Origin of the sequence: Janthinobacterium darwini, from assembly GCF_051380905.1 — a bacterium.
Taxonomy (GTDB): domain Bacteria; phylum Pseudomonadota; class Gammaproteobacteria; order Burkholderiales; family Burkholderiaceae_D; genus Janthinobacterium.
The window spans coordinates 1-26315 of the sequence record NZ_JBNYXX010000001.1 but is presented as its reverse complement, the minus strand read 5'-3'; the positions used below and the strand labels follow the sequence as shown (position 1 = coordinate 26315).

Sequence of the window (26315 nt, the reverse complement as noted above, 5' to 3'; positions counted from 1 at the left end):
TAAATTCATGACTTCCAAAATTTCGCAGAAGAAAAAGATACTGATTGCTGCCTACGCTATTTCTCCGTATTCCGGTTCGGAATTCGGCGTGGGGTGGAATTTTGTTTCCAAGTTAAGCGAATTTTATGACATTACCGTCATGTACGGCACCTCGGGAGTCTGCATGGGCAATCGTGATGCCATGCTCGCCTATCTGCAATCCCAGCCTGCGGACGGCGTCAAGTATGTCTACGTTGAGCCAAATGCACTGGTGCGCCTCTTCGACTGGATGAACCGTTCGGTGACGCCGCTGTTTTTCTCCTTTTCTTACATGTTATGGCAACGACAAGTACTGGCAACTGCAAAAAAGTTAAAGAAAAATGAAGATTACAGCCTGGTGCATCAGTTGAATACCATCGGTTTTCGTCATCCTGGTTTTTTGTGGAAACTCGACCTGCCCTATGTCTGGGGCCCGGTAGGCGGAAGTTCGGATTTGAACGATATCTTCTTCCCCATCCTCAGCAGAGGAAATTACCTGCGAAATAAGCTGCGTAACTGGACAAACTGGTATTTTCTGCGGCATTCCGCACGCGTCAGGAATGCCGCAACAGCTGCCAAGGCGGTTTTTTGCGCCACCTCGGCGGACAGCGACAATTTCAGACGGTTTCTCAATGTGGATTGCCAGGTTATCCGTGAAAATTCAGTGCTGAACATGAAGGAAGCGATCAAGCCTACAGGTGCCAAGGTGCAGTTCGTCTGGGCCGGCAGCGTCGACGAACGCAAGGCATTAAATCTGCTGCTCAGTGCCCTCGAGCAATTGCCGTCCCGTTCAGACTGGTGCTTGCACGTGATCGGCGACGGACCGAGCAAATCCATGCTGCAGGCCAGGGCCGTGGCATCCGGGCTGGACAAGCAGATAGTCTGGCATGGCCAGGTCCAGCGCGAGGAAGTGCTGCGTATCATGCGCGAAGCAGATGTGCACATCATGCCCTCGATCATGGACAGCAATCCGACTGTCTTACTGGAAGCGTTTGAAATGGGCTTGCCAAGTATTGCTCTGGACCAATTTGGCGCGCATGACCTGATAACGGCAGAAACTGGCTTCAAAGTGAGCGTTAATTCACTGGAAGAAATCATCGAGCAATTGGCACAGCATATAACGTTCTGTCTCGATAACCACGCCACCGTCGACTTGATGAAGACCAATGTCCTGCTCCGCCAAAAGGAATTACATTGGGATATCAGCCTTCGCCAGGTGCGCGACCTCTACGAAAAGGTATCACATGAGTGATTTTTTCTCGGCACTGGCCTCACGGGCGAGAAAGGAGAAATTTGCCATTGATCCTGACGTGCCTCGCTCCTACCTGCTGCGTTTTTTCTCGGCTAAGGTCATTGACCTCCTGCGGGGCGTGCTCGTCTTCCGGCGACTGAATGCACGTATTTTTATCGGCAAGAAAGCCGAGATTTTGTGCGCGTCGAAAATCAGTACGGGTCGCTTCATTAAATTCGCTCCCGGATGCTATGTCGATGCCCTGTCGCGCGATGGCATCAGGCTGGGTAACAATTTCTCCCTGGGGCGGGGTGCGTCCATTGAATGTACGGGTTCCCTGGCCACCTTAGGCGTAGGTTTTTCCGCGGGCAATAACGTCGGCATTGGTTCCTTCAGTTTCCTGGGTTGTGCAGGTGGCGTCAGCATAGGCGATGACACGATACTGGGAAATTTTGTCAGCATACATTCCGAAAACCATAATTTCGAACGCCTTGATATCCCTATCCGCCTGCAAGGCGTTACCCAGCAAGGCATACGCATCGGGAAAAACTGCTGGATCGGCGCCAAGGCCACTATACTTGACGGCGCAAGTATCGGCGACCACGCCGTGATCGCCGCCGGTGCGGTCGTCACGGCGGGAGAATATGAAGGTAATGCCGTATATGGCGGTATTCCTGCGCGCAAATTGAGATCACTCATCGCATGACACAAGCTACTCCCATCCCTCGCGCGGACCACGCAAAAATCGGCCTGGTTTTTTGTCATTTGTTAAATGATGCGTCGGGCAGTCCACGCGTTCTGCGTGGAACGATCAAGGCATTGGTGGACGATCCTGCGCGCGCCATGCTGTTTGTCGGCTCCCAGGGCCGCGGCGTGCTGGAAAACTGCGGTATTCCCATCCGCCGCTATTGGTACCACCGCTCACAGTTTCGTATCATTACCCTGTGCAATTTGATACTCAGCCAGCTATTTCTGCTGTTTTCGTTGCTGTGCGAGCGACAGATTGCCAAGGATGCCGTTATCTATGTGAATACCCTGCTACCATTCGGCGGTGCACTGTATGGCAAGCTCACCGGACGCAAGGTCATCTATCATGTGCATGAAATTTCGATAGAACCGAAGCCGTTGCGCGTATTCTTATGCACTATCGCGCGCCTTTGCTCTGCCTATAACATTTATGTGTCAAAGTCGCATGCGGATGCCTTGCCCATCGCTGGCGTGCCGTCCGTGCAAATCTACAATGCGCTTGATGATGATTTCACGGCAATCGCTGCCCAAGCCGTCTATCAGGCGCGCCACGACGGCATATTTACGGTGCTGATGCTGGCTTCGCTGCGCGACTATAAAGGCGTACCAGAAATGGTGGCGCTTGCAGTGGCGCTTGCTGACCGCACGGACGTGCAATTTGAACTGGTTGTCAATGATGATCAGGCTGCCATCGATCAATATTTCGCCAATAGACCGGTCACGGCTAACCTGCGAATTTATCCTCGCACCGACAATCCGGCCATGTTTTACCAACGCGCCGGCCTCCTGTTCAATCTCTCGCGCATCGACAGCTGGATTGAAACATTCGGCCTCACGGTGCTGGAAGGAATGGCATTTGGAATACCGGTGCTGGTACCGCCAGTGGGCGGACCCGCCGAACTGGTTAACGATATGCAAGAAGGTTTTCTAGTCGATTCACGTGACTTCGCCAAGTTAAAGCAAAGAACGCTCACCCTGGCAGACGATACGGCCCTGTGCAAATCCATGTCGGAAGCCGCACGTCGCAGAGCGGACAATTTTTCAAAAGAAAAATTTTCTCAGGCGCTCAGAAGCGTCATGCAAAAACTGTAATAAAGCGCAACACACCGGCCCAATAATAAGACGTGCCCTTCCAATATAACGGGAAATAGTTTGTTAATCAGTAAAATAATCCATACCCCACGTCAGATCGGTGCGCCGTCGCAATTCCTATTCTGGGGACTCCTGCTGTCTGTGCTTGGCCTCTTTTTCAGTTCCAACTATCTCAAGCTGGGCAGCCTGTTCCTGATGGGAATCTATATTTTTCTGCCCGTAAAAAAGGTCCGGCTCTACCATGGGGAAAAGCTCGAATTTTATTTGCTTTTACCATGCGTCATTGGTATTGTTTTTGCCTGGAAAAACCATCTCGCCGATGCGGTCCGGGATATTTTATTCTTTCTCATTCCATACATTTATTTTTTGGCGGGTAAAAGGTTCTTCAAGCAAGGCGGAAATATTCGGGCATTGATTTTTGGCTACTCAAAAATATACTGCGTTATTTTCCTGTTGCTTCTATGTTGCTTATGGTATGAAATGGGATTCATAGGCGTACTGGAGATACGTGATTTTGTCAGCCCTGGCAGCTTCTTGCTGGTTTACTGTATCGTACTGCTGTATGAAAAACGAAAATCATGGCAAAATCTCTTGCATAACCCCTGGTTTATTGCCGTGCACGCCGTTTTCCTCGCACAATTTTCACGCACTTATGTAATTATTCTGGCGGCATTTTTCTTTCTATCCGGAAAAAAAATCGTGGACGCCAAAATAATATGGCGCGCCATCGCCTTTTTTGTCATCGCCACGCTCATAGCGGGAGCTTTTGGCTTGTATGATTTAATCGGCGAGACTCTGCATAAAGCCATGTCTGAACTGCATTTCAATGACGATTGGACTCAGGAAGACATGGGTACCAGTTATCGTGCCTACGAGATTTTTGCCGCGTTTAATGAATTTAAAAACTATCCTTTTATCAGTAAAATCTTTGGCGGTGGGTTTGGCGCCTTGGTGCATTTGGATTTTTCAGTCGTGCTGGGTGGTGGCGAGTATTCCGAAATTCCCTGGATGCACAATGGTTATCTTTACATTCTGATCAAGAGTGGATTGATCGGCATGCTGTGTTATCTAACTTTCCTGGTAAAAATATTCAAGCGTGCCAAACACTGTGTCGATCCCCGTGGCAGAGTCATGATACTTGGCAGCATCGCAGGACTGTTACTGTCCAATATGGTGATCTGCGGTATCTTCAGCAATGAATCCGTATTCTGTTACATCGTGTTAGGCTATTTCTCAAGTTTTCTTGCAACAAAAAAAACAGGTTTACATTAATATGAAAAAAATCGCTATCGTAGGTTCCGTCGGATTGCCAGCAAAATATGGAGGATGGGAAACACTTGTCGACCACCTGACGGCGCGCTTGTCCACCTCCTTCGATTTCACCGTGTATTGCTGCGCTGAAAAATACCCGGAGAAACTGGCAACCTATAATGGCGCCAAGCTGGTTTATATCAACCTGGATGCCAACGGCATGCAAAGCATTATCTATGACCTGTGGTCGATGCTGAAAGCTATCCGTTATGCCGATACGATCGTGGTCTTGGGGGTGTCCGGCTGCGTCTTCATGCCTGTGCTGAAACTCATATCGCGCAAAAAATTTGTCATCAATATTGATGGCCTGGAGTGGCGCAGGGCCAAATGGAGTGGCTTTGCCAAATGGTTTTTGAAACTATCGGAATCGGCCGCCGTACGCTTTGCCGACCAGGTAGTGACCGACAACAAAGCGATTCAAGATTATGTCAAAACGCAATATGGACGCGATAGTGCATTGATCGCCTACGGTGGGGACCATGCCGTACGTCCACAACGGGATGATGCCATTTTGGCAGCATACAAGCTTGATCGCGTGAAATACGCATTTAAAGTATGCCGCATCGAACCTGAAAACAATATCGACATGATTATCGAGGCATTCGCCAGCGCGCCCACGATGGATCTTGTCATTGTAGGAAACTGGGACAATAGCGAATATGGCAAGCAATTAAGGCAAAAATATTCCGGCATTGCCCATTTACATTTACTCGACCCAATCTACGATCACACTATCCTGAATCAGCTACGCGCTGCCTGCCAGGTGTATGTCCACGGCCACAGCGCCGGCGGCACCAATCCATCGCTGGTCGAGGCGATGAGCCTTGGCTTGGCAGTGCTCGCGTATGGCTGCATCTTCAACCGCGAAACTACCAAGCAGCAGGCTTGCTTTTTCAATACGTCAGTAGAATTAACTGAACTGCTGAACAATCTGGATGAAGCAAAACTGACGCTCCTGGGACAGCAGATGAAACAGTTGGCGGATCAATTGTATACATGGGACAGAATTTCGAGCGGCTATGCAAACATCTTTTAATCCCCGCAGTTTTCTCGTAACGGGTGCCTCGGGCTTTGTCGGCAGGGCACTGACACAACACCTTGGCGTACAGGCCGGAACGCGTGTGGTGTGCGCTGCACGTAGCCACATCCCATGCCCGGCGCCAAACATGGTGTACTTCCAGTGCGGCGACGAGCTTGAAACACAGGACTGGCGCCCGGCGCTCAACGGTGTGGAGGTGGTCATTCATCTTGCAGCAAGAGTCCACGTCATGCGAGATACGGCGGCGTCTCCCGCGGATGAATTTCGTCGTGTTAACGTACAAGGCAGCATCAATGTGGCCCGCCAAGCAGCGGATGCAGGCGTCCGCAGATTCATCTTCATCAGTTCCTTAAAGGTGAATGGCGAACAGACACTTCCTGGACACCCTTTCCAGGCCACTGATGCCGCGAATCCACAAGATCCTTACGGCATCTCCAAACACGAAGCCGAACAGGCCCTGCTGGCCATGGGACGCGAAACGGGCATGGAAATCGTTATTCTGCGCCCCCCGCTAATCTATGGGCCTGGCGTACGCGCTAATTTTGAACGTTTGATGCGTTTGGTACAGCGCGGTGTACCATTGCCATTCGGCGCTGTACACAATGCCCGCAGCATGGTTGCACTAGAAAATTTTGTAGATTTGATTGCTCTCAGTACATGGCATGCACAGGCACCGGGAAAAATATTCCTTGTGTCAGATGACCACGATGTCAGCATTGCACAGTTGCTGCGCATGTTGGCAAGCGGCATGAAAAAACATATTTGGCTGATACCCATTCCTCCCAGCCTGATTGTGGCGTTGGCGCGCCTGGCAGGAAGATCGATGGATGCGAGCCGCTTGCTTGACTCCTTGCAGGTTGATATTAGCGAAACCAAACGCACACTGAACTGGCAGCCCCCCCATGCAATGCAGGACGCCATCAATAAGACGGTGACTTCTTTTACTTCAAAACAATAAAAATACTCCAATGAAAAGACTATTTGATTTCGCCCTTTCGGTGGTACTGCTGCTGGCCTTTGCCATCCCTATTCTCATCGTTACCATCCTTGTCAAGCTGACCTCACCAGGGCCTGCCATTTACTGGTCAGACCGGATCGGGGTGCGTAACAAGATCTTCCGCATGCCAAAGTTCCGTACGATGCGTACAGATACACCGGCCGTGGCAACGCACCTGCTCAATAACCCTGGGCAGTTCCTCACACCGATAGGCTCCTTCCTGCGCAAGTCCAGCCTTGATGAGTTACCGCAATTGTGGAGCATTCTGCGCGGCGACATGAGCTTTGTCGGCCCCCGCCCCGCCTTGTTCAACCAACAGGATTTGATCGCGCTACGGACAGAATACGGCGTCGACCGCATACTGCCCGGCCTGACCGGCTGGGCGCAGATCAATGGCCGCGATGAATTGCCGATTCCGGAGAAGGTCAAACTCGATCTGGCCTATATGCAGCAGCAGTCGTTCTTATTTGACTTGAAAATTATCGTCCTGACGGCACTCAAAGTTGTACGCCGTGATGGCGTCACGCATTGATGAGTTTTACATTGGAAACAGTACAGTTATTGCAATGTTTCAACGACATGCAGCAAAGCCAATGCTGCCCTTATCCTTTCTAAAGTAATTATTCGTCAAAATGAAATTAATTATTGATTTGTCACGCTTTAAAAAACAGCTGATTGCTGTTACAGCTGATTTGATATTCTTGCCATTGACCTTTTGTCTGGCGATTATTTTGCGCTACGATGTCGTCAACCTGAACCTGTTCCTCGGCTATTTTTGGATCATTGTTGCGGCCCCCATCGTTGCCATCCCCATCTTTATCAAAATTGGCCTGTACCGCGCCGTCATCCGCTTCATCGATCAGAAAATCGTGTATGTGGTCGTCTTCGGTGTCACGCTGTCGGTCGCTTTTTTACTGGCATTGGCGGGGCTATTGACGCATATGGCAGGAGTCTCACGCGGCGTATTTGGCATTTATTGGGTGAGTGCCTTGACCTACGTAGTGGCCAGCCGCTTTCTCGCGCGAGGTGTGCTATTACACCAGATGGGACGTCGCTGTACTCGCGTCGCCATCTATGGTGCAGGCAAAGCGGGCGTGCAACTGGCCAGTGCCTTGCGTGCAGGCCGCGAGTATCTGCCAGTGGCGTTCATCGATGATATGAAAGAATTGCGCGATGCAACTATTTCTGGCATCAAAGTACATCCGTCCAATGCCCTTGCCGACGTGATCGAAAAATATGGTGTGAACGAGATACTGCTGGCCATGCCTGCATTGAACAAAGGCGAACAGAAAAAAATCCTCAATAGCCTTGAACACCTGAAAGTGAAGATCAAGGTTACCCCGCCCGTTGAAAGCCTGGTCAGTGGCGAGTTACGCGTGCAAGATGTCCGCGACATCGAAATTGAAGATTTGCTGGGCCGTGACCAGGTATCGCCCGATCTGTCGCTGATATCCAGTTGCATTGTCGGCAAATCCGTCATGGTCACGGGCGCAGGTGGTTCAATCGGTTCCGAACTGTGTCGACAGATCATCCGATTGAAACCTGCACGCCTCGTCTTGCTGGATATGTCCGAATTTGCTCTTTATTCCATCAAGCAGGAGTTAAAAAGCATCAATGAGGGATATGAGTTGGGTGTGGACATACTCCCCTTCCTCGGCAGCGTGCTCGATACGGAAAAAGCTCAGCGCATCTTGCAGTCCTTCTCGGTGGAGACGCTGTATCATGCGGCGGCCTACAAACACGTGCCATTGGTCGAGCATAATCCCATTGAGGGAGTACGTAACAATGTCTTTGGCACACTCAGCATTGCCAAGGCGGCGATGGCGGCCCATGTCAAATCTTTTGTCTTGATTTCCACGGACAAAGCGGTACGCCCAACCAATGTAATGGGCACTACCAAGCGCCTTGCGGAACTCATTTTGCAGGCATTTACACGCGAGCAGAGCCACACGCGCTTTTGCATGGTACGTTTTGGCAATGTCCTGGGCTCGTCCGGTTCCGTCGTTCCCCTGTTCCGCCGGCAGATCGAGGCCGGTGGTCCGATCACCCTGACGCATCCGGAAATCACACGCTATTTCATGACCATTCCAGAGGCCGCCCAGCTTGTCTTGCAGGCCGGCGCCATGGGCACCGGCGGCGATGTGTTCGTTCTTGACATGGGCGAGCCCGTGAAGATCATGGATCTGGCTGAACGCATGATCCATTTGAGTGGCCTGGAAGTGAAGAGCAAGGCTGCCCCCGACGGTATTGAAATACAACATGTAGGTCTGCGCCCCGGAGAGAAGCTCTATGAAGAGCTATTGATTGGGGGCAATGTAGAAGGGACTGAGCATCCTCTCATCATGCGTGCAGAAGAGTCGGAAATACCTTGGCAAGATTTGAAAAAAATCTTGGAGGAAATGGATCTGGCGTGCAATAACTTCAATTTCGAGATGCTACGCAATCTGCTGCTGCAGGCTGTGCACGAATATGTACCGCAATGTGGTATCGAAGACCTGATCTGGACGGAACAGCAGCGTCAGCAGTCCGAACCGCTAGATAAGCTGCCATCACTCAAGGAGTCCAATTTTTTGACATGAAACGAGCAACTCACTGAAGACTGCTTTGACTAGCAGTGGAGCGGGGAATGTATAGGCAATGAGACAGGAAAGCCAAGAAATTATAGAAAATGCCTATTACATTCCCGCATTATTCCCTATGATATTTTTGTGAAACAATCTGCTCTCCATGCCTCAAAAAAAACAATATCGTTTTTCATCCAGATTGCTCCGAAAAAATCGTTGCCTCAGTGTTTGCACTCAATAGAAATCAATCCATTCAGCAAGAATAGCATTACAGAACACATATTATTCAGGCAAGGCATATTGCGAAAGGTCATATCCACCCTGCATCTTCCGGCGGAACTGAACAATATAACGGCCTGGTCCTTTGAAACATCCTTACCTGCCTTAAAAAAATTGCAAGCTGAAATTAGAAAGCGAAATGATGGAAAAATATGACGAATTGAATAACGCGGAATTTTACGTTGAAGATGATGACTTCAATTTGACAAATTTCCTTGCAGTCTTATGGCAATCGCGTGGCGTGATCATCGCGGGAACTGCATTGGTGACGCTGCTCGGCACTTCCAGCGCTTTGTTTCTCGGGAAATACCAAAGCGAGGGTTTTTTACAATTCGGCGGCGCCATTCCTGAAAAAAAAATAGATAAGGACGCGAAGGAAGTAAAAGAACCGCCGCCTGGCATTGCCTTGGCTGACTACAAGCGTTATTCCTCGGCATTAAACACCAGCGAACGTTTTTACGAATTTGTCAGGCAAAATAATATAGAAAACGACCCTGCCGTAATCGCTTTGACCCAGACATTTAGCTCGCGCGGCGGAATTACCAAAGTCATCGAACCAATATTTCCATTCACCAAGCTTGATGCGAAAGAATTGATGGCCAGCACCAAGGATGCCGAAAACAATGTCATCGCGGTGTCCATCAACTACGCGGCCAATACGCCGGAAAGCGCACAACAAGGGGTGAGTTTGCTTGGGCGATATACAGTCGACACTATTGTCTACATGATTTATACGGATATTTTACGCTTCAAGAATTCCGAAATTTCCGTTGCCATTACCAAGTTGGATAATAAAATCATTGAAAACAAGGAAAAAATCGATTCGTATGAACGCAAGGGCAACAAGCTGAAGCAAATCGTTACACGCTACCCGGACGCTGCCAGCCAGGCTTCCCGCCAGTTGGTTTCAATCACCGAAGATACAGCGCGCTACCTCTCTCCGCTAAGCCAGCTGATGACTAGCGAAGTCGAGATTACTGAAGCGAATGAAGCCATTTACAAGGCAAAGCGGGAACAAAAGCAGTACAAGATACTCGAAGAGTACTATGGCCGCGCAAAAGCATTGGCTGAGAGCACAAAATCTGGCGAGGCCATTCTGCGAGGACTGGAGCCAATCAAGAAAACGGTTTTTAGCAACAAGGATATGGAAGACGAAACGATCAAGGAAGTCTATAACAAGATCAGTGTCGATAATAGTTCCGCCATTAGTCTCTATCTGGAAAAAACACGATTTATTGCCGGTCCCAGCCTGCCCAAGAATCGGACAACCCGTACGTCAATTGCCCTGCTAGGCAGCCTGCTGGCAGGCTTGGGGATCTCTATCTTTTTCGTGCTTGGACGTCGTTGGTGGCAGAATAACCGTCAACAACTGCAAGGCTGATTGCGATAGCACACGCGGCGCCGGCTCCGCTAACTGGTTTGCCAGCCTTCGCTTTGGGCTGTCGCCGGCACAGCGCCTGGATTTCCTGCCGCGCGGCGGCCACAGCCAAAACATGGTGCACGGTCGCCCCCCATCAGCAGCAGCATAAAAAAACCCAAAAAGTTCGCATGGAACTTTTTGGGTTTTATTCATAAATGCATGGGCCTTTGCTTTCCGTACAATAACGGGCAACACTCAGCCGCGGCAAAAAGCGTCAACTCTTCAGCAATCCACCCAGCAACGCCGCCACCTTTTGCTTCGGCTTGGCGGCCACAGGCGCCATGCTGGCGGCAGCGGGAGCGGCTGCCTTGGCGGGCTCATACGGCTTCAGGAACCAGGGATCGGCCTTTTCGCGACGGGCGCCAGGGCCAAAGGCGGGACGCGTACCGCGCTCGGCGGAGCGGCTGTCGCGGCTCTCGCCAACATGGCGGCTCTCGGGCGCGCGCGCAGGACGCGCCTCGCTACCTTCGGTCCGGCGCGGAGGGCGGCGCTCGCTGTCGCTGCTGCGGGCGGGAGCCGGATTGAAGCCCGTCAATTCACCACGCTTGATGCTTTGCTTGATGAGTTTTTCAATGTCGGCCAGCAAGCGCTCGTCTTTATCCGAATAGATCGAAATGGCGTCGCCCGAGGCGCCTGCACGGCCCGTACGACCGATGCGGTGCACATAGTCTTCCGCGTTGTACGGCAAGTCGAAGTTGATGACGCAAGGCAAGTCAGAAATATCCAGGCCGCGCGCTGCCACGTCGGTGGCGACCAGCACGTCGATTTCGCCCTTCTTGAACGCTTCCAGCGCCGCCATGCGCTCCTGCTGGCTCTTGTCGCCGTGAATTGCCGTGGCGCTCATGCCTTCCTGTTCCAGCACGCGGGCCAGGCGCGAGGCGCCGATCTTGGTGTTCGAGAATACAATGACCTGCTTCAGGTCGCGCTGGCGCAGCAGATGGGCGACCAGGGCATGCTTCTGATCTTCCGTCACCTTGTAGACCACTTGCGTGACCTTGTCGGCCGTCTGGTTGCTGCGCGCCACTTCGATCGTCAGCGGATCGTTGAGGAAGGTTGCGGCCAGCTTCTTGATTTCTGGCGAGAACGTAGCCGAGAACATCAGGTTCTGGCGCTGTTTCGGCAGCAAGTTGATAATGCGCTGCAAGTCCGGCAAGAAACCCATGTCCAGCATGCGGTCGGCCTCATCCATGACCAGCATCTGCACCTGGCTCAGGCTGATGTTCTTTTGCTCGATATGATCGAGCAAGCGGCCCGGCGTGGCGATGACGATTTCCACGCCCCCGCGCAGGAGAACGGTTTGTGGCTTCATGTCCATGCCGCCGAAAACGACGGTCGAACGCAGTGGCGTATGCTTGGCGTAGGCCTTGACGTTTTCCGCCACCTGCACCGCCAGTTCACGGGTCGGTGTCAGGATCAGCGCGCGCACCGGATGGCGTGCCGGCGACATGCTGCTACTGGCATGCGCCAGCAGCAACTGGATGATCGGCAAGGAAAAACCTGCCGTCTTGCCTGTGCCCGTTTGCGCGGCACCCATCACATCGCGGCCTTGCAGCACCACGGGGATCGCTTGTTCCTGGATCGGTGTCGGATGGGTGTAGCCTTGATCGGTCAGTGCGCGCTGGATTTCAGGCGCGAGGCCAAAGTCGGCAAAAGTCAGGGTGGGGGCAACGGATGCGGCAGGTGCAGGTGCAGCGGTAACGGCAGCGGGCGCCGCTTCAGGGGCATTCGCCGGGCTGGGCGTAGGAGTCGATTCGGTTTCAGACATAAATTTTCTGGTGTGCCTCCGCACTGCGGAAGCCATGCTTTCTCAATAAACAACATTTCGGGGCACAGGCAGCTCCGTCTTGCAAGCCATGGATCATCGTTCTTGCGGCACCTCCGTGCTCCGGGACATGCTGTATGGCGTATGCGGAAGCGTCGAAGAGATGTGCTGCGATGGCGGCGGAGATCGCGCCGGCGGAACATCGCGCGCAGAAGATACAATATCAGTGCTGTAAACGATACCCTAATTCACCGCAACTGTACACGGAAACCGTCATTTTTGAGCAAAAAGCGTTCCAGCGATGGCACGCCGGAATGCCGTATGATGCCAGCTCCGCCGTCGCCTTCCCTCACCATGCCCACCCCGCCTCTCCCCCATGATCCGCAACCGCAAGCGCCCAGCAAACCCGGCAACGACGAGTGTTGCCACAGCGGTTGCACCTTTTGCGTGCTGGAAATGTACCAGGAAGAGCTGGCCGCCTACGAAGCTGCCCTGAGGGCGTGGCAGCAGCGCCAGCAAGCCGCTGCAGCGCCTGCCAGCCAAGGCATCAAAAAAGCGCGCAAGCGCGCTTAATGTATTCATTAAAAGCTTTCCCACTCCTCCGCTGAAGCCGTGCGACGTGCAGTGCTGCTGGCCAATTGACGCGGTGCCGGTGCGGGCGCTACGGCTGCTGGCGCCTTGACGGGCGCACGCTGCCGGTTTCCAGTGGCATTGGCAACGTCAAGCTTGAAGATGCTGACCACGGCGCTCAGGCTGGCCGCCTGCTCCTGCATCGATTCGGCCGCCGCGGCCGCCTCTTCCACCAGGGCCGCATTTTGCTGCGTCACCTGGTCCATCTGGGCGATGGCCTGGTTGACCTGCTCGATACCGGCGCTCTGCTCGCTGCTGGCGGCCGTAATCTCACTCATAATGTCCGTCACGCGAGTAATGCTGGCAACGATGTCGTCCATCGTGCGGCCCGCCTGGTCCACCAGTGCTGATCCCGCTTCGACTTTCTCGACGGAATCGCCGATCAAAACCTTGATATCCTTGGCCGCCGCGGCCGAGCGTTGCGCCAGGTTGCGCACTTCCGTGGCCACGACGGCAAAGCCGCGCCCCTGCTCGCCTGCCCGCGCCGCCTCGACGGCAGCATTCAAGGCCAGGATATTGGTCTGGAAAGCAATGCCGTCGATGACGGCGATGATGTCGACGATCTTGCGCGACGACGCATTGATCGACGCCATTGTGCCCACCACTTCGCTGACGACCTTGCCGCCCTCGATGGCGATGCTCGACGAGGTCAGCGCCATGGTGTTGGCTTGGCGCGCGTTGTCCGCATTCTGCTTCACGGTCGAGGTCAGTTCTTCCATCGACGACGCCGTTTCTTCCAGCGAACTGGCCTGCTCTTCCGTTCGCGACGACAGATCCTGGTTGCCGGCGGCGATCTGACTCGACGCCGTAGCAATGGTATCGGTGCCGCTGCGTACCTGGCCCACCAGGTTCTGCAGGCTGGCATTCATGTCTTTCAGCGCCTGCATCAATTGCCCCGTTTCGTCTTGCGATTGCACAACAATATGCGCCGTCAAGTCGCCGGCAGCCACCTGGCGCGCCACGCCGACGGCCGCGATCAGCGGACGCGCCACGCTGCGCGCCACCCACAGCGCCAGCAGCATGCCGATGACGACGATGCCCACCAGCAAGCCGATCAGGCTGGCGCGCGAGGCCGCATACGTTGCATCGGCGCTGGCGCTCGAGCGCAGGCCGCCGTCCGTGTTAATGGACACCAGCTTATCGAGGGCCACCATCATGTCCGCCATGACCTTGGCCGACGGTCCAACGGCCAGCGCGCGCGCCTCTTCCTTTTTCATTTCACGCGACAGGCTCATCATGGTTGCGTGCAAGCGCATGAATTCATCGTTGAGCGCCAGGAAGCGTTCGAAGACTTCGTTCTCGCCCGGCTCCGAAATCAGGCGGCGGTAGTTGTCACCGTCCGCCTTCAGCTTGGTCTGCGTTTCCGTCATGCGTGCTTCATTCTGCGTCATGTCGGCATCCTGCGCGGCCAGCATGTGCGCCAGTTCCCAGCGGCGGAAATCGCTGACATCGCTGCGCATGGACATGGCGGCCAGCACGCTGGGCATCCAGTTGGCGGACAGGTCCGTCGACGCGGTATTGATGCGCGCCATGGAAAAGATCGCCGACACACCCAAAGCCGCCGTCAACAACAGCACGGCACCAAACGTCAAGATCAGCTTGGTGGCAATTTTCAAATCAAAAAACCATTTCATGCGTTGCTTCCTTCATTAAACGGAAATACGGGACAAGGCAGGCGCGCGAACCGGCACATGCACGGCGCGGGCAGTGAAGCGACCATCGCAGGCGTCGCAGGATGAAGCGGAAGTGAGCAGGGTCGAACGGCAGGTGCCGCAACTCCTATCGAACGCGCGTCAAATTTCCACAAGGCAACATCTTATCACCGCCGTACTAGCACGCAGAGTGATTTGACTGCGGCCTGTGGCCAAAATTCGCATGTAGCGGTCTGCGTGTCGCATTTTTGCCCAGTCGCAATTGTTTCCACGGGAGAAAACAGAAGCAAGCGTAGGAGTCGGATGACACGAGGCAATGTTCCTAGCCTACATAAGCGCGTCGGCTCATCCGATGCCCGCCCGCAGCCCCTGGCCCTATAGTGGATACAAGATTCAGCACAACGCTAGCAAGCCAGAAAAGCAGCGCCATCCAACAAAATCAGAAGACGAGGCCCTACCATGTACAAAGCTTATAGCAACCTGACCCCAGCAACGAATAGCCACGCCGCCGCCCAGCACAACTGGCAAGCCGCGCCGGCCACGCCCATGATCAGCATCACTGGCGCCCAACAGAACGAATTGCTGCGCGCCTTGTCACGCGCCGATCTGGAGCGCCTGTTTTGCCAATTGGAACTGGTCGCTCTGCCTGCCGGCAAGCACTTGTTTGATTGCGGCGGCAAGATTGAATACACCTACTTCCCCACCAACGCCATCGTTTCCCTGCTGTATGTGATGGAAGACGGCGCCACCACCGAGATCGCCGTCATCGGCCGCGAAGGCGTCGCTGGCGTGGTGCTGTACGAAGCCGAGCGCGCCACCTGCACCGCCATCGTGCAAACGGCCGGCTACGGCTACCGCCTGAAAACGGCCTTCCTGCGCGAAGTCTTCAATGAAGGCGGCGCGCTGGCACAATTGCTGATGCGCTACACCAGCGCCATGTTTGCGCAAATGGCACAGAACGTGGTGGGCGGCCGCCATTGCAGCATCGAACAGAAACTGTGCCGCTGGCTGCTGGACCGCCTCGACCGTTCGCTGTCGAATGAGCTGAAGGTCACGCAAGACACCATGGCCAATATGCTGGGCGTGCGGCGTGAAAGCGTCACCGTCACGGCGCGCAAGCTGCAGGACGAAGGCTTGATCCAGTACCGCCGTGGCACGGTCGAAGTGCTCGACCGCGAAGGCCTGGAGGCGGCAGCCGGCAATTGCTACAAGGCAGCACGTGCCGGTTTCGAACAGTTCCGCAGCGCCATCAGCGCGCATAACTAAGTCATCAGCGCCAAGTCATCCGCGCGAGCACGCTTCGGCGTGCTTTTTTCATTCCGGGGTGTTGACTCCGCTGCAAACCAGACTCGCCTCATCACAAGCGGTACTGGCGACCCGCCACCAGTGCGGCTTGCGATCTTCAAACGAGTGATATTCAGGCGCAAAGGCCGGCTGGACAGGGTCATCAAAACTTCCCACCAGCAAGGCCACCGTGGGCGCATCGTCGATGGCGCCGATGGAACTGCCGCAAACGGCGCAAAAGGCCCGACTGGAATACTCGGAAGAGCGATAAGTGGCAGGTACACCGGACGTGCCCGTCCAGCGCACCTGATCGCGCGCAAACTCCATCCACACCACAGTCGGCGCGCCCGTGTGCTGCTGGCAATTACGACAGGAACAACTGTGCGGATTGCTGCCCTCGCCTGTCACTTCGAAGCGCACGGCGCCACATAAACAGCCGCCTGCCTGTACCGCGTTCTCCATTGCCTCTCCTCGTTTGCACCGTTGCGTACCTCGCCAGCTGGCACGTCCCGGTACAATATTGCCATAAACCCCAACCCGGCGCGACCCGCAAACCAGCGTGCCGGCACTTTGAAAGAATGAATGGAAGACATCAATTGCGAAGGCTTGCCGCACATCCGCGTACTGGCAGGCGAAAACACCCACGGCCCCGTGTATGAAACCCTGCCGGCGCGCCAGATTGACGAGCACGTCTACGAACTGCTGGCCTCGCCTGGCCTGACCATGAACCTGGCGCGCGGCGACATCATCAACATCGCCGACCCGCTCGCCCCCGCCGAAGTATTAAAGCGGGGCGGCAACTTCTGCATCCAGATCTACGACGCCGATACCGTGGACCAAGCCGCAGTCGACCGGCTCGAGCGCGACGTACAGGAGCAATTGGGCGGCACGCTCGACGGCCAGTACAAGGGCAATCTTACCTTCAGCGTGCCGGGCCACCACGGCATCTACAACGTCAACGGCCCCTTCGACGCCTTCCGCACGGCGACGGGCGTGGAATGGTACTTCGCCAACATCTACGTCAACCTCGATGACGACGATGATGAAACCTTGCTCAACTGGTGGGTGGATAGGTAAGCTTGCCCGTACGCCAGGCGAGGCCATGACGCAGGTCAATGCGCCATATTGCTCTGGCACACGTCAAGCTGCGTTCCCGCCCCTTGCGTACGCTCTCTGTATCGTCAACCACAGAGAGAAACGATATGCCTTACATTGCGCGTGCCGACTATGCAAAGCAAAAGGAAATAGTGGGAAATGGTGAGTGCGTCACCTTGGTCACGCACCTCACTGGCGCCCGCGCCTCATCGCTTTGGCGCGAAGGCGACAAAGTGCCGGACCTGCTGGAAAAAGGTGGCATCGCGAAAGGCACGCTGATTGCCACCTTCGTCAATGGCCACTATCAGAATCTGGGGCAGGGCAACCATGCGGCGCTCTTCATTCGCCAGGTGCCTGGCGGCATTGAAATTTTCGACCAGTGGCGCAACCACAAACCCAGCGCCCGCGTGATTTACTTTGGCCGTTCGGCGGCAGGGGCATCGAATCGCCCCGAACTCTATTCGGTGGTGGAATGAAGCCGCTCGCACTGCTGGCATTGCTCATCGCTGCCGCGGCGATGCGGCCAGCTGCCGCAGCCCCCGTTGCGTCCGTTTCTTGCCCACAAGCAGCACCATCAACCGGGAACCTGCCAGCCGCCAAGCTCGACGGCGTGCGCGTGCTGTCCTATCCGGCGGATCAGCCGCCGGCAGACGGTGAAGCCCTGCCTATCCTGGCCCCGGTCAGGGAATGGACACGCGCCGGCACCTTGTATCAACGCTGGGACATCAATTTTGATACCCCCCAATATCTGTTCCAGGTGGACTGCCTGTATGCCGGTACCGAGCGCTACCTGCGCATGGCTTTGCCAGGCGTCAAACAGTGCGTCGCAGCCGTTACACAGCGAACGAAAATGGTCAGGTTTCAGTGCAAATAGGCAAGGCGGCTGGCATTCAGCGGAGCTGATACCGCTGCCGAATGGGCGCATGAATAGATCGGGCCCGTTATCCCGTTAAATGGGCTGCAGCCTGTCCTCACCGCCCGCCAGCGCCCCCTGTGGCCGGCACCAGACGAACTTGCCCGTGGCGGGCTGGTACAGCAAGGGGCCCTCGTCAAAAATGGCCAGCAGACAAGGCCAGCATGTGGCAAGCGCGCCCGGTGTCAGCGCGTAGGCGAGCGCGCGGCTGGCCATGAAAAAGACGGGTGCCGCCTCGGCAGCGTGAAAGTGGGAAGAGAGAAACGCGGCCACACGGCCATCCTGCGCCGGGCGCTCGCTAGAAACAGCATCGAACTCGGCCAGCCAGTCCGGGCCCGATACTGTCAGGTGCAGAAGATGCCCCTTTCGCAGCCGCATGGGGTGTATTTCATCGGGATGGGCCGACACATGGCGCGTCCACAGTAGCGCCGCAGCATCGGGCGTCAGCGCCTGCACCTGCGCCAGCATCTGTGTCGGAATGGAGACGTCGGCATCGAAGAAGGGCCAGTCCCGCTCAGGCTGCAGTGGCCGGCCAGCATCGCTGCCCAAGTCCCCTACGATTGACATATCTCAAGGTAGCTGCCCAGCACCTTGTCCATGCCCAGCTCGATGCATTCAACTACCAACGCATGGCCGATCGACACTTCCAGGATGCCGGGAATATCCAGGAAGCGCGCCAGGTTGTGCAAATCGAGGTCATGCCCGGCATTCACGCCCAGGCCCAACGCCTGCGCGCGCCGCGCCGCCTGCAGATAGGTGTCAAATACGGCATCGCCTTGCTCGCTGCCATGACTTTCGGCAAACTGCTCCGTGTACAGTTCAACGCGCGCCGCGCCCACCTCGCGCGCCCATTCCAGCGCCCGATAATCTGCATCGACAAACAGGCTGACGCGGATGCCCAGGTCGTTCAATTGCGCAATGGCGGGACGCAACAACGCTGCATGCTGCTCGATGTCCCAGCCGTGATCGGACGTCAGTTGGCCCGGCATGTCGGGCACCAGGGTGCATTGCGCCGGACGCGCGTCTTTCACGACCTGCAGAAATTCCGCCGCCGGATAGCCCTCCACATTCAGCTCGCGTCCCCGCTCCGCGCACAGACGCTGCAATGGCGCAACATCGTCGTAGCGCGCATGGCGCTGGTCCGGGCGCGGATGCAAGGTGATGCCGGCGGCGCCCAAGTCGAGAAAGCGCGCGGAAAACGCCAGCAGGTCCGGGAAGTTGCGGCCGCGCGAATTGCGCAGCAGGGCGATTTTATTGACGTTGACAGAGAGCTGGGTCATGAAAATGAATGGAGTGAAAGTAACGGGTCTGGCAGCGATTGTAGCGGATCGCCCGCACAGGGCACGGCCAACCGAACTCAGCGCTACGTGCTACGATGCAAGATAGATTTCCACGCTTTCAACAACATGCCATGAAATACAAATTATTCCTGTTTGACCTGGACGATACCCTGCTCGATTTCAGGGCTTCCGAAAAACGCTCGTTCCTGCATACCATGCACGAGCTGAACTTGCGCGACGGCATCGACGATCTGTTCACCCAATACCAGGCGATCAACGTCGATCTGTGGAAACGTTTCGAGACGGGTGACGTGAGCAAGGATTTCCTGAAAGTGGAGCGCTTCCGCAAGACGTTTGCACTGAACGGTATAGCCATCGACCCGGAACTGGCCAGCCGTTTGTATCTGGAGTCCCTGCCGGACACGGTCGTGCTCATCGATGGCGCCAAGCATGTGTGCGAAACGCTGTCGCGTATCGGCGAAGTGGGCATCATCACCAACGGCGTCGAGTCCATCCAGAACCGCCGTATCGCCGCATCCGGCCTGAGCGACTACATCTCCTTCGTCGCCACCTCCGAAGCGTGCGGCCACGCCAAGCCGGACGTGCGCTTCTTCGAATACGCGGCCAACATGGCGCGCGCCTTCCGCAAGGAAACAACGATCATCATCGGCGACCGGCTGGACGCCGACATCCTCGGCGCGAACCGCTACGGCATCGACAGCTGCTGGTTCAACCCGGACAGCATGGCCAATACCTCGGCCGCCATCCCCACCTGTGAAGTGGCCAGCCTGCATGACATCGTGCCGGTGCTGGACCTGATGCAAGTCAAGCTGAAACAGGCTTGATCTTCCACAAGCGCACCACCTGAAATATGCTGGCAGCGGCACGAAAACATGCCGCTTCTCGCGTACCATCAGGACTCGCCCATCCTGGTGCCAGCCCATGCCTCCCTTCATCGTCCTGCTCGCCATCGCGGCCTTGCTCCTGTTCTTTGTCATGCTGGCCACGCGCCAGACTGCCAAGTCCCGCAGGGCGCTGAGGCTGCAAAGAAAACCCGTCATGACGGCGCGCGAACAACAGATGTACCAGCTGCTGCAGACGGCCTTGCCGGAATGCACGGTGCTGGCGCAAGTGGCGTTTTCCGCGCTGGTGACGGCGAAGGGATGGGCAAACAGAAACGTTTCGACCGCAAGGTGGCCGATTTTGTCCTGTGCAGCCAGCAACTGAACGTCATCGCCATCATTGAGCTAGACGACCGCAGCCACGCTGGTCGCGAACGCCACGACAAGGAGCGCGACGCCATGCTCAGGCTGGCAGGCTATGTCACCTTGCGCTATGTAAACTTCCCCACCCAGCAGGCGCTGCGCGCCGATGTCGAGCAACTGCTCGTGCAAAAAGCGGGAGTGAAGGCAAGTACCCTGCCCGCCTGACGTCGCGTCAAGAGATCAATCGCGCGTCAGCACTTCCAGCAGCTCAATCTCGAAGATCAAATTGGAATGCGGCGGAATCAAGCCCACCTGCCGCTCGCCGTACGCCAGCGCCGCCGGCACCCACAGCTTGCGCGTGCCGCCGGCCTGCATGCCATGCAAACCCAAAATCCAGCCCTGAATGACCTTGTTATTGCTCAACACACAGCGGAAAGGCTCCCCCCGCTGATGCGACGAGTCAAACTCCGTCCCATCTTCCAGCCAGCCCCGGTAATGGGCCGTCACCAGCGCGCCACGCGCAGCCGCCTTGCCATCGCCCGCCACGATATCGTCAATCTTCACTTCAGCAGTCATCTCGTTTCATCCTTCATCAATCGCCATGCCGCGATTGTACGACAGCATGAAAAAAGCCCCAAAGCCGGTTAGGCAGTGAGGGCAATAGCGAAGCAGGCCGCCCTCCGGGACCTCGCTAGCGGTGAGTGCAGCAAACGAGTGTTACACGCAGACGTAGCCTCTCAACTGACATGAATGTTAGAAAATTTCGATACAACTGCTTCCTGGGAGACGGCACTTACTTGTACCTGGCAACATCTTCTTTAGTAATATGACGATTGAAGGTCAGAGCGTACTCTTTGTTGACATCGCCGAGTTGCTCGTCGATGACGGCCCGGATACGCTTGGCTTTACTTTCGACGTCCAGACATTTGTCGTCATCCTTGGCGCATTCGACCCGGATAATGCGGGTAAAGCGCTGCCTGGGAAAATTCATGTCCGGACCGGTCTGTGTGATGATGTCGGCCAGAGTTCCTTTTGGAATCTGGGCAAATTCGACGCTGTCGGGGTACGTTGACATTGACCATCATGGAATTCCAGCCGGATGAGATGTGCACGCGTGCCATACGCATGCCGAAATCGCGCTGTTCGTCATACTGCACGGAGGAAACCCACTCCTTGTCGGTTGGGTGGAAGTCGGTTGTATCCAGCACCACGGCCACGACTACCCCACGCCAAATTTTGCCTTGCCACGTTTCCACAGATTTATGATTAGACGTGCTGCAGACCGCCACTACGACGGCAATTGACCCATTCTGCCCGACACGCCTTCCACTGCCTGGCAAACGCTGCCACGCGGTCGTATGACCGTCGTGTACATTCTGAATCGCCTGACCGTGCGCAGCGGCTAGGGTACCGGCGCCCGCGCCGGCTTGGCCGCAGGCGCGCGCTGGTCACGATTGTAACCAGCGCGCAGGGCAGGCCCATCCTGCATGCGCACCGGTTCGATTAAGGCTCGCCCCTGAGCGTGTAGACCGGCTTCTCGGACTCCCCTTTCTCCGCCATCGCAAGCAGGCGCTGCAGTTCCGTGCGTGCGTTGCCGCCGTTTGCGGATGACACCAGATTGCGCAGGATGGCGACGTGCGCCGTCTGCAGCGCCTGTGCTGCGGGCACGGCGATGTCCGGTTTCACGCCGACGTGCTCCCAGTTGGTTTTGGTGACGACATTGGTCGTGCGCGCGGTCGGGATCGAGACAATGATGTCCTGCCCCACGTTGTACCAGCTCACGGGATTGGAACCGCCGCCTGTGGTTTCTCCGACCACCGTGCCGCGCTTCTGCGCCTGGATGCCATAGGAGAAGTCCTCCCCGCCGGAAAACGTGCGGGCCGAGGTCAGCACGTACACGGGCTTGTCGTAACGCTGTGCGACCGTCTTCACGGTCCAGTACTGCCGCGTCGTACCGGTCGGGCGATCGTACATGTCGATCAGGTGACGCTCATCGCCGAGCGGAAAGAAATGACTCATCAGGTAAGCCACGCTGGCCGGGCTGCCGCCGCCGTTGCGGCGCAGGTCGAGGATCAGCGCATCCGTCCCCGCCATGAGCGACATCGCCGCCGTGTACGCCGCGCCGACGAATTCCGGGCCTCCGAAGCCGCGCAGCTCGATATAGCCGACGTTGCCGGGAAGACGTTCGATCTTCTCGATGTCATAGCCGCGCCGCGCGGTTTGATCGCGCGCTTCGTCCATCCTGGCGCGGCCAGGCAGTTCAGCGGGACCGCTGCGCTCACGCAAACCCGCGTAAACTGCGGTGCCGAAATGTAAGTCGCCGCTGAATTCGCGCAAGTCATTCGCCAGCGCCTCACTGAACGTCTGCACGCTGGCGGCGGTCGCATAACCTCCTTCGGCATTTTTCCTGGCGATCGCAATGCTGACCCGTTCGGCCACTGCTGGCTCGATGTAATTCGCGTTCATTTTTGTTACCAGTGTTTGCACGATTGCACTGCGAGCGGATGCATTCAACGCGGTTTCCTGCGCCGCAAAGGCGTGAAACGACAACAGCGTGCCCAATACGACAGCTGCGACAAACTTCTTGCTACCTGACATACATTCCTCCAAGTTGGACTACGAATCGTTTGATTGTTGTGTGAACAAATGCGCGTGATGCGCCCCTGGGAGCGTCATCGAATCGGTGCTTGGGCAGGCATGCCTCCATCATTCGGGTTTCTTGTCGAGGTGTTGCAGTGCTTCCGTCAAAGCGGGCATATAGGAGCGACTGGCGCGCAGCACACTGCCGTCGCGCAGGCGCAGCATGGCGTCCCGGTTGGTGAGCGAGCGCAGCTCGGCGATCATGTCCAGCCGTACGATGGACGAGCGGTGCACGCGATGGAACTGGCGCGGATCGAGCTGCATGGCCAGGTTGTGCAGGCGTTCACGCACCAGCCAGGTCTTCCCATTCGCATACAGAGAGGCGTAGTCGCCGTCGGCCTCGATGCGTTCGACCTCCGCAACCGGCACCAGCACCGTGCGCGATCCGACACGCACGCTGAAAGTGCGCGCTTTCGGTGACACCAAAGCTGCGGCACGGGCATGGCCGCGGTAGGGAAAAGCCTGCTGAGCACGGTCAAGGGCTTCGTCGAAGCGTTCGTCATCGACGGGCTTGAGCAGGTAATCGAGGGCGGCCAGTTCAAAGGCTTGCAGGGCGAAGCCGTCGTAGGCGGTGAGCAGGATCGCCATCGGCCGCTGCGCCGGCGGAAGTGCAGCCAGCATGTCGAGGCCGGACTTGCCCGGCATTTCGACGTCGACGAACACCAGGTCGGGCTTCAGCGCCACAATACCTTCGTAGGCGCTGGCTCCGTCACCGAATTCGCCTACCAGCTCGAAGGCATCGCGCCGGGCCAGCCTGACTTTGACCGCCAGCCTGGCCAGTGGCTCGTCGTCGATGATAACGACCCGGATGTTCATGCTACTGCCCCTATACTGCGCAGCGGCATGGCGATGCGCACGTGGAAGCGACCGTCGGTACCCCAACCCGCGTTCACGTCTTGACCCTCGCCGTACAGGTGGCGCAGGCGCTCCCTTACGTTAGCCAGGCCGATACCGCTTTCCGCGTGCGCCCGCTGTTGGCCATCGTTCTGCACGTCGATGAGCAGGCGCGCCCCGGCGCGCTCGACCAGAATATCGAGCCGCCCGGGAGCGGACAACGGCGCGATGCCGTGGCGGATCGCATTCTCCACCAGCGGCTGTAGCATGAGGTAGGGCACGACGCTGTCCAGCAGGTCTGGGCCGGCCTTCATCGTCAGGCGCAGGCGCTCGCCTAGCCGCGCCTTTTCGATAGCGAGGTAGGCGTCGAGCAGGGCCAATTCATCGGCCAGTGTATGCTCGTGGCGGCCATCGTGCGCGAGGGTGGCGCGCAGGAAGTCGGACAGGCACGCGAGCATGCGGTTGGCTTCGCGGTTGGACTGGGTCGACACCAGCGCGGAGATCGCGTTCAGGGAGTTGAACAGGAAGTGCGGATTGACCTGCAGGCGCAGCGCGCGCAGCTCGGCGTCGCGCGCAGCGCCTTGCGCCTGGGCGAGATGCAAGCGGACCTGTTGCAGCGACAGGTAATAGACCGCTACCGCATGGGCCGCGCAGAACGCGATCAGCGCCAGCCAGCAGCCATCCAGGTCCCGGAGGAGATCGGCCAATTCGTAGCCGGTTCCCAGTCCTCGCGAGATGGCCAGGCGCTGCCCCAGCACGGCGTTCAGGACGGACATCACGTAGGTGCTTGCCAGCAGCATCAACGCCATCCGCAGCCAGGGCCATTCGCGGCGCCACATGGCCCGCTGCAGCAGCGTCAGCGGAATCAGCCACGCCAGGCAGGCGACAAAGAAAAGCGTGCGGAAGGCAGTCGCATGCCCATGACCGACGGCGGGCAGGCCGAGGATGGCCATGCAGGCGCACACGGGCAGTGCGGCCAGCACGGGAACGAGCAAAGGAGTTTCGACTTTCACGATGGGTTTCCAAAAATGCAATTCTGCAATTCTATCGTTTCAGTCACCCATTGAATAGAAAGTAAAACGCGCATGGAAAGTTCCGAGGCAGCAAAGCGTTCACCTTAAGCGCTGGCTGGACGGTGGGCCAGTCAAATGCGCTGACCCGTGCATGCCCTGCGACCAGCCGGTTCGAGCTTGAGATGTGGCTCGCGAGCACATGTAACTGTGCGATGAGCGTGATTGGCGCAACTACGAACGGCCGCACGGGGCGAAAGCAGTCTCCCATACATAGTGGGTATTGAGAGCGGGGCGCGAGGGCTAGTAAGGTGTGGTGCTGTTGTTCGCGTTGCGGCCAAGGTATCGGACAGCAACCCTGACAAAACTAATTCGATTTCTGTTTTATCAACGCAATAAGCTTGGCGGCCATTGGCGACCAGCTATACTTGGTAGCGTCCCAGCTAGGGGACAGAGCAGTCAACAGTCCCAACCTAATGAGGCCGGTCACAGCAATCTCGTCCGCCGAGCCTTTTTCCACAGAATATGTACCATTGGGTAACTTAAATGTATCTTTTTCCACAACATATATTCCAGTGAAGTGGAATAGCTCCTCTACCAACTTAACTTCCGGAACAGTGATATCTCGAATGAGGCGTCCTAACGCTTCTGGAACGCCGCCTGAGACGGTAGGATCGGCAAGATTATTCCTAATAGCATGCCGTAGATACTCAAGCTTCGCTGGATCGATAGTGAAATAAATCGCACTGGCACAATCAAGTGTCAGTTTGATTTGGTCGTCTGAGACCTGTGAAACGTCTAGGCGAAGCTCCTCGATATCTCGACGGATCGCCTGCAATTTCTCTTCTAGACGGGCTTCCGTTTTGTCAGACACTACTTTCTGAAGCGCTGGAGGTAAGACGCTTGCAACAATGGTAGCGATCCCCAGTGTAGCGGTGACGGTCTCGGCACCAAGCCCGAGAGGAATCGCTGCTGCGATGCCAGCCAGCCCTACCGTAACAGCTGCACTTCCCCCAATTTTCTCAAGTCTTCCTTTTTCGCTCATATCACCTCCTTATGTCTCCGACAATGTATTTGGCAAGCTAAGCGAAGTCAACTGCTATTGAGGTTGGTTGAACTTTGGTTGAACCTTTTCGAAAAAATAATAAAAAAGGGGCTACGAAAAATCGTAACCCCTTGTTTATAATGAATATTCTGGTGGGCCTCCCGTGAGTCGAACACGGCACCAACGGATTATGAGACACATCATCGACATCATCATGCCGAAGCGTTCTACCCCACAGCTGTCATTCTAGCGTTCTTCGCCATCAAC

At 56.2% G+C, this 26315-nt stretch carries 28 protein-coding genes; 17 read left to right on the top strand and 11 right to left on the bottom strand.

The annotated features are described in order from the left end of the window. The first annotated feature begins 7 nt into the window (after positions 1 to 7). From ACQ4WZ_RS00140 to ACQ4WZ_RS00100, 9 genes are all read left to right on the top strand, one after another. Positions 8 to 1270 carry a glycosyltransferase family 4 protein gene (locus tag ACQ4WZ_RS00140; protein ID WP_436572283.1) on the top strand — a complete coding sequence of 421 codons (1263 nt, stop codon included), beginning with the start codon at positions 8 to 10 and terminating at the stop codon, positions 1268 to 1270. Further along, the gene (locus ACQ4WZ_RS00135; RefSeq protein WP_436572282.1) at positions 1263 to 1955 is read left to right on the top strand and encodes an acyltransferase; all 693 of its coding nucleotides are present in this window, start codon (positions 1263 to 1265) and stop codon (positions 1953 to 1955) included. Before ACQ4WZ_RS00140 ends, ACQ4WZ_RS00135 begins: the two co-directional genes overlap by 8 nt. Then, positions 1952 to 3088, top strand: coding sequence for a glycosyltransferase family 4 protein (locus tag ACQ4WZ_RS00130; protein ID WP_436572281.1), 1137 nt, complete (start codon positions 1952 to 1954; stop codon positions 3086 to 3088). Before ACQ4WZ_RS00135 ends, ACQ4WZ_RS00130 begins: the two co-directional genes overlap by 4 nt. Before the next feature lie 60 nt (positions 3089 to 3148). Next, positions 3149 to 4360, top strand: a complete 1212-nt coding sequence (locus ACQ4WZ_RS00125; RefSeq protein WP_436572280.1) for an O-antigen ligase family protein — start codon at positions 3149 to 3151, stop codon at positions 4358 to 4360. Position 4361: 1 nt separating this feature from the next. After that, entirely contained in the window at positions 4362 to 5435 is a 1074-nt protein-coding gene (locus ACQ4WZ_RS00120) for a DUF1972 domain-containing protein (protein ID WP_101482640.1), read from the top strand. Next, on the top strand, positions 5419 to 6396 hold the full coding sequence (locus tag ACQ4WZ_RS00115; RefSeq protein WP_436572279.1) for a UDP-glucose 4-epimerase family protein: 978 nt from the start codon (positions 5419 to 5421) through the stop codon (positions 6394 to 6396). Before ACQ4WZ_RS00120 ends, ACQ4WZ_RS00115 begins: the two co-directional genes overlap by 17 nt. A 10-nt stretch (positions 6397 to 6406) precedes the next feature. Next, positions 6407 to 6967, top strand: a complete 561-nt coding sequence (locus ACQ4WZ_RS00110) for a sugar transferase (protein ID WP_101482642.1) — start codon at positions 6407 to 6409, stop codon at positions 6965 to 6967. A 100-nt stretch (positions 6968 to 7067) separates the two neighbouring features. Then, a complete protein-coding gene (locus tag ACQ4WZ_RS00105) occupies positions 7068 to 9014 on the top strand; it encodes a polysaccharide biosynthesis protein (protein WP_436572278.1) in 1947 nt (648 codons plus the stop codon). A gap of 403 nt (positions 9015 to 9417) precedes the next feature. Beyond that, complete coding sequence (locus tag ACQ4WZ_RS00100; protein ID WP_243857945.1) at positions 9418 to 10659, top strand: GumC domain-containing protein; 1242 nt, start codon at positions 9418 to 9420, stop codon at positions 10657 to 10659. A gap of 253 nt (positions 10660 to 10912) precedes the next feature. Here the strand turns inward: ACQ4WZ_RS00100 and ACQ4WZ_RS00095 are convergent, their stop codons facing one another. Then, on the bottom strand, positions 10913 to 12463 hold the full coding sequence (locus ACQ4WZ_RS00095; RefSeq protein WP_133989444.1) for a DEAD/DEAH box helicase: 1551 nt from the start codon (positions 12461 to 12463) through the stop codon (positions 10913 to 10915). Positions 12464 to 12781: 318 nt separating this feature from the next. Here ACQ4WZ_RS00095 and ACQ4WZ_RS00090 point away from each other — a divergent pair, with 318 nt between their 5' ends. Continuing rightward, positions 12782 to 13033: an oxidoreductase-like domain-containing protein gene (locus ACQ4WZ_RS00090; protein WP_257561097.1), complete on the top strand. Its 252-nt coding sequence runs from the start codon at positions 12782 to 12784 to the stop codon at positions 13031 to 13033. Positions 13034 to 13041: 8 nt separating this feature from the next. Here the strand turns inward: ACQ4WZ_RS00090 and ACQ4WZ_RS00085 are convergent, their stop codons facing one another. Continuing rightward, positions 13042 to 14724 (bottom strand): methyl-accepting chemotaxis protein, encoded by a 1683-nt coding sequence (locus ACQ4WZ_RS00085; protein WP_436572277.1) that lies wholly within the window; start codon positions 14722 to 14724, stop codon positions 13042 to 13044. Positions 14725 to 15288: 564 nt separating this feature from the next. On the opposite strand from ACQ4WZ_RS00085, the gene ACQ4WZ_RS00080 reads away from it, so the two are divergent. After that, positions 15289 to 16008, top strand: coding sequence for a Crp/Fnr family transcriptional regulator (locus ACQ4WZ_RS00080; RefSeq protein WP_101484713.1), 720 nt, complete (start codon positions 15289 to 15291; stop codon positions 16006 to 16008). A 48-nt stretch (positions 16009 to 16056) separates the two neighbouring features. Here the strand turns inward: ACQ4WZ_RS00080 and ACQ4WZ_RS00075 are convergent, their stop codons facing one another. Next, a complete protein-coding gene (locus tag ACQ4WZ_RS00075) occupies positions 16057 to 16488 on the bottom strand; it encodes a GFA family protein (RefSeq protein WP_436572276.1) in 432 nt (143 codons plus the stop codon). 120 nt (positions 16489 to 16608) lie between these two features. On the opposite strand from ACQ4WZ_RS00075, the gene ACQ4WZ_RS00070 reads away from it, so the two are divergent. The 3 genes from ACQ4WZ_RS00070 to ACQ4WZ_RS00060 all read left to right on the top strand — a co-directional run bounded on the left by ACQ4WZ_RS00070 (position 16609) and on the right by ACQ4WZ_RS00060 (position 17995). Continuing rightward, positions 16609 to 17103, top strand: a complete 495-nt coding sequence (locus ACQ4WZ_RS00070; RefSeq protein ID WP_101482647.1) for a DUF4265 domain-containing protein — start codon at positions 16609 to 16611, stop codon at positions 17101 to 17103. A 125-nt stretch (positions 17104 to 17228) separates the two neighbouring features. Next, positions 17229 to 17597 carry a BPSL0067 family protein gene (locus tag ACQ4WZ_RS00065; protein WP_436572275.1) on the top strand — a complete coding sequence of 123 codons (369 nt, stop codon included), beginning with the start codon at positions 17229 to 17231 and terminating at the stop codon, positions 17595 to 17597. Then, complete coding sequence (locus ACQ4WZ_RS00060; protein WP_436572274.1) at positions 17594 to 17995, top strand: STY0301 family protein; 402 nt, start codon at positions 17594 to 17596, stop codon at positions 17993 to 17995. Before ACQ4WZ_RS00065 ends, ACQ4WZ_RS00060 begins: the two co-directional genes overlap by 4 nt. Positions 17996 to 18070: 75 nt before the next feature. Here the strand turns inward: ACQ4WZ_RS00060 and ACQ4WZ_RS00055 are convergent, their stop codons facing one another. Further along, positions 18071 to 18601 carry a DUF2947 family protein gene (locus tag ACQ4WZ_RS00055; protein WP_436572273.1) on the bottom strand — a complete coding sequence of 177 codons (531 nt, stop codon included), beginning with the start codon at positions 18599 to 18601 and terminating at the stop codon, positions 18071 to 18073. Then, entirely contained in the window at positions 18589 to 19314 is a 726-nt protein-coding gene (locus ACQ4WZ_RS00050) for a pyridoxine 5'-phosphate synthase (protein ID WP_436572272.1), read from the bottom strand. Before ACQ4WZ_RS00050 ends, ACQ4WZ_RS00055 begins: the two co-directional genes overlap by 13 nt. Before the next feature lie 131 nt (positions 19315 to 19445). Here ACQ4WZ_RS00050 and ACQ4WZ_RS00045 point away from each other — a divergent pair, with 131 nt between their 5' ends. From ACQ4WZ_RS00045 to ACQ4WZ_RS00035, 3 genes are all read left to right on the top strand, one after another. Then, positions 19446 to 20159, top strand: coding sequence for a YjjG family noncanonical pyrimidine nucleotidase (locus ACQ4WZ_RS00045; RefSeq protein ID WP_436572271.1), 714 nt, complete (start codon positions 19446 to 19448; stop codon positions 20157 to 20159). A gap of 97 nt (positions 20160 to 20256) precedes the next feature. Further along, a complete protein-coding gene (locus ACQ4WZ_RS00040; protein ID WP_436572270.1) occupies positions 20257 to 20541 on the top strand; it encodes a hypothetical protein in 285 nt (94 codons plus the stop codon). After that, the gene (locus ACQ4WZ_RS00035) at positions 20478 to 20744 is read left to right on the top strand and encodes a DUF559 domain-containing protein (protein ID WP_436572269.1); all 267 of its coding nucleotides are present in this window, start codon (positions 20478 to 20480) and stop codon (positions 20742 to 20744) included. The genes ACQ4WZ_RS00040 and ACQ4WZ_RS00035 overlap by 64 nt, the downstream gene beginning before the upstream one ends. A gap of 15 nt (positions 20745 to 20759) precedes the next feature. On the opposite strand, the gene ACQ4WZ_RS00030 is transcribed toward ACQ4WZ_RS00035, so the two are convergent. The 6 genes from ACQ4WZ_RS00030 to ACQ4WZ_RS00005 all read right to left on the bottom strand — a co-directional run bounded on the left by ACQ4WZ_RS00030 (position 20760) and on the right by ACQ4WZ_RS00005 (position 26048). Further along, entirely contained in the window at positions 20760 to 21095 is a 336-nt protein-coding gene (locus ACQ4WZ_RS00030) for an FKBP-type peptidyl-prolyl cis-trans isomerase (RefSeq protein ID WP_101482653.1), read from the bottom strand. A 217-nt stretch (positions 21096 to 21312) separates the two neighbouring features. Further along, complete coding sequence (locus ACQ4WZ_RS00025; RefSeq protein WP_436572268.1) at positions 21313 to 21594, bottom strand: hypothetical protein; 282 nt, start codon at positions 21592 to 21594, stop codon at positions 21313 to 21315. A 428-nt stretch (positions 21595 to 22022) separates the two neighbouring features. Beyond that, positions 22023 to 23117, bottom strand: a complete 1095-nt coding sequence (locus ACQ4WZ_RS00020; RefSeq protein ID WP_436572267.1) for a S41 family peptidase — start codon at positions 23115 to 23117, stop codon at positions 22023 to 22025. A gap of 108 nt (positions 23118 to 23225) precedes the next feature. Next, positions 23226 to 23975: a LytR/AlgR family response regulator transcription factor gene (locus ACQ4WZ_RS00015; protein WP_436572266.1), complete on the bottom strand. Its 750-nt coding sequence runs from the start codon at positions 23973 to 23975 to the stop codon at positions 23226 to 23228. Continuing rightward, complete coding sequence (locus ACQ4WZ_RS00010) at positions 23972 to 25006, bottom strand: sensor histidine kinase (RefSeq protein WP_436572265.1); 1035 nt, start codon at positions 25004 to 25006, stop codon at positions 23972 to 23974. Before ACQ4WZ_RS00010 ends, ACQ4WZ_RS00015 begins: the two co-directional genes overlap by 4 nt. A gap of 364 nt (positions 25007 to 25370) precedes the next feature. After that, positions 25371 to 26048, bottom strand: a complete 678-nt coding sequence (locus tag ACQ4WZ_RS00005) for a hypothetical protein (RefSeq protein ID WP_436572264.1) — start codon at positions 26046 to 26048, stop codon at positions 25371 to 25373. Between the last annotated feature and the right edge of the window lie 267 nt (positions 26049 to 26315).

Bases quoted from the DNA above. Each gene is read 5' to 3' on its own strand.
- ACQ4WZ_RS00055 (WP_436572273.1), bottom strand. From the start codon at position 18,601: ATGTCAATCGTAGGGGACTTGGGCAGCGATGCTGGCCGGCCACTGCAG.
- ACQ4WZ_RS00115 (WP_436572279.1), top strand. From the start codon at position 5,419: ATGCAAACATCTTTTAATCCCCGCAGTTTTCTCGTAACGGGTGCCTCG.
- ACQ4WZ_RS00050 (WP_436572272.1), bottom strand. From the start codon at position 19,314: ATGACCCAGCTCTCTGTCAACGTCAATAAAATCGCCCTGCTGCGCAAT.
- ACQ4WZ_RS00095 (WP_133989444.1), bottom strand. From the start codon at position 12,463: ATGTCTGAAACCGAATCGACTCCTACGCCCAGCCCGGCGAATGCCCCT.
- ACQ4WZ_RS00070 (WP_101482647.1), top strand. From the start codon at position 16,609: ATGGAAGACATCAATTGCGAAGGCTTGCCGCACATCCGCGTACTGGCA.
- ACQ4WZ_RS00075 (WP_436572276.1), bottom strand. From the start codon at position 16,488: ATGGAGAACGCGGTACAGGCAGGCGGCTGTTTATGTGGCGCCGTGCGC.
- ACQ4WZ_RS00025 (WP_436572268.1), bottom strand. From the start codon at position 21,594: ATGTCAACGTACCCCGACAGCGTCGAATTTGCCCAGATTCCAAAAGGA.
- ACQ4WZ_RS00080 (WP_101484713.1), top strand. From the start codon at position 15,289: ATGATCAGCATCACTGGCGCCCAACAGAACGAATTGCTGCGCGCCTTG.
- ACQ4WZ_RS00130 (WP_436572281.1), top strand. From the start codon at position 1,952: ATGACACAAGCTACTCCCATCCCTCGCGCGGACCACGCAAAAATCGGC.
- ACQ4WZ_RS00030 (WP_101482653.1), bottom strand. From the start codon at position 21,095: ATGACTGCTGAAGTGAAGATTGACGATATCGTGGCGGGCGATGGCAAG.
- ACQ4WZ_RS00110 (WP_101482642.1), top strand. From the start codon at position 6,407: ATGAAAAGACTATTTGATTTCGCCCTTTCGGTGGTACTGCTGCTGGCC.
- ACQ4WZ_RS00005 (WP_436572264.1), bottom strand. From the start codon at position 26,048: ATGAGCGAAAAAGGAAGACTTGAGAAAATTGGGGGAAGTGCAGCTGTT.
- ACQ4WZ_RS00085 (WP_436572277.1), bottom strand. From the start codon at position 14,724: ATGAAATGGTTTTTTGATTTGAAAATTGCCACCAAGCTGATCTTGACG.
- ACQ4WZ_RS00060 (WP_436572274.1), top strand. From the start codon at position 17,594: ATGAAGCCGCTCGCACTGCTGGCATTGCTCATCGCTGCCGCGGCGATG.
- ACQ4WZ_RS00035 (WP_436572269.1), top strand. From the start codon at position 20,478: ATGGGCAAACAGAAACGTTTCGACCGCAAGGTGGCCGATTTTGTCCTG.
- ACQ4WZ_RS00040 (WP_436572270.1), top strand. From the start codon at position 20,257: ATGCCTCCCTTCATCGTCCTGCTCGCCATCGCGGCCTTGCTCCTGTTC.
- ACQ4WZ_RS00045 (WP_436572271.1), top strand. From the start codon at position 19,446: ATGAAATACAAATTATTCCTGTTTGACCTGGACGATACCCTGCTCGAT.
- ACQ4WZ_RS00020 (WP_436572267.1), bottom strand. From the start codon at position 23,117: ATGTCAGGTAGCAAGAAGTTTGTCGCAGCTGTCGTATTGGGCACGCTG.
- ACQ4WZ_RS00015 (WP_436572266.1), bottom strand. From the start codon at position 23,975: ATGAACATCCGGGTCGTTATCATCGACGACGAGCCACTGGCCAGGCTG.
- ACQ4WZ_RS00090 (WP_257561097.1), top strand. From the start codon at position 12,782: ATGATGCCAGCTCCGCCGTCGCCTTCCCTCACCATGCCCACCCCGCCT.
- ACQ4WZ_RS00105 (WP_436572278.1), top strand. From the start codon at position 7,068: ATGAAATTAATTATTGATTTGTCACGCTTTAAAAAACAGCTGATTGCT.
- ACQ4WZ_RS00140 (WP_436572283.1), top strand. From the start codon at position 8: ATGACTTCCAAAATTTCGCAGAAGAAAAAGATACTGATTGCTGCCTAC.
- ACQ4WZ_RS00120 (WP_101482640.1), top strand. From the start codon at position 4,362: ATGAAAAAAATCGCTATCGTAGGTTCCGTCGGATTGCCAGCAAAATAT.
- ACQ4WZ_RS00135 (WP_436572282.1), top strand. From the start codon at position 1,263: ATGAGTGATTTTTTCTCGGCACTGGCCTCACGGGCGAGAAAGGAGAAA.
- ACQ4WZ_RS00065 (WP_436572275.1), top strand. From the start codon at position 17,229: ATGCCTTACATTGCGCGTGCCGACTATGCAAAGCAAAAGGAAATAGTG.
- ACQ4WZ_RS00100 (WP_243857945.1), top strand. From the start codon at position 9,418: ATGATGGAAAAATATGACGAATTGAATAACGCGGAATTTTACGTTGAA.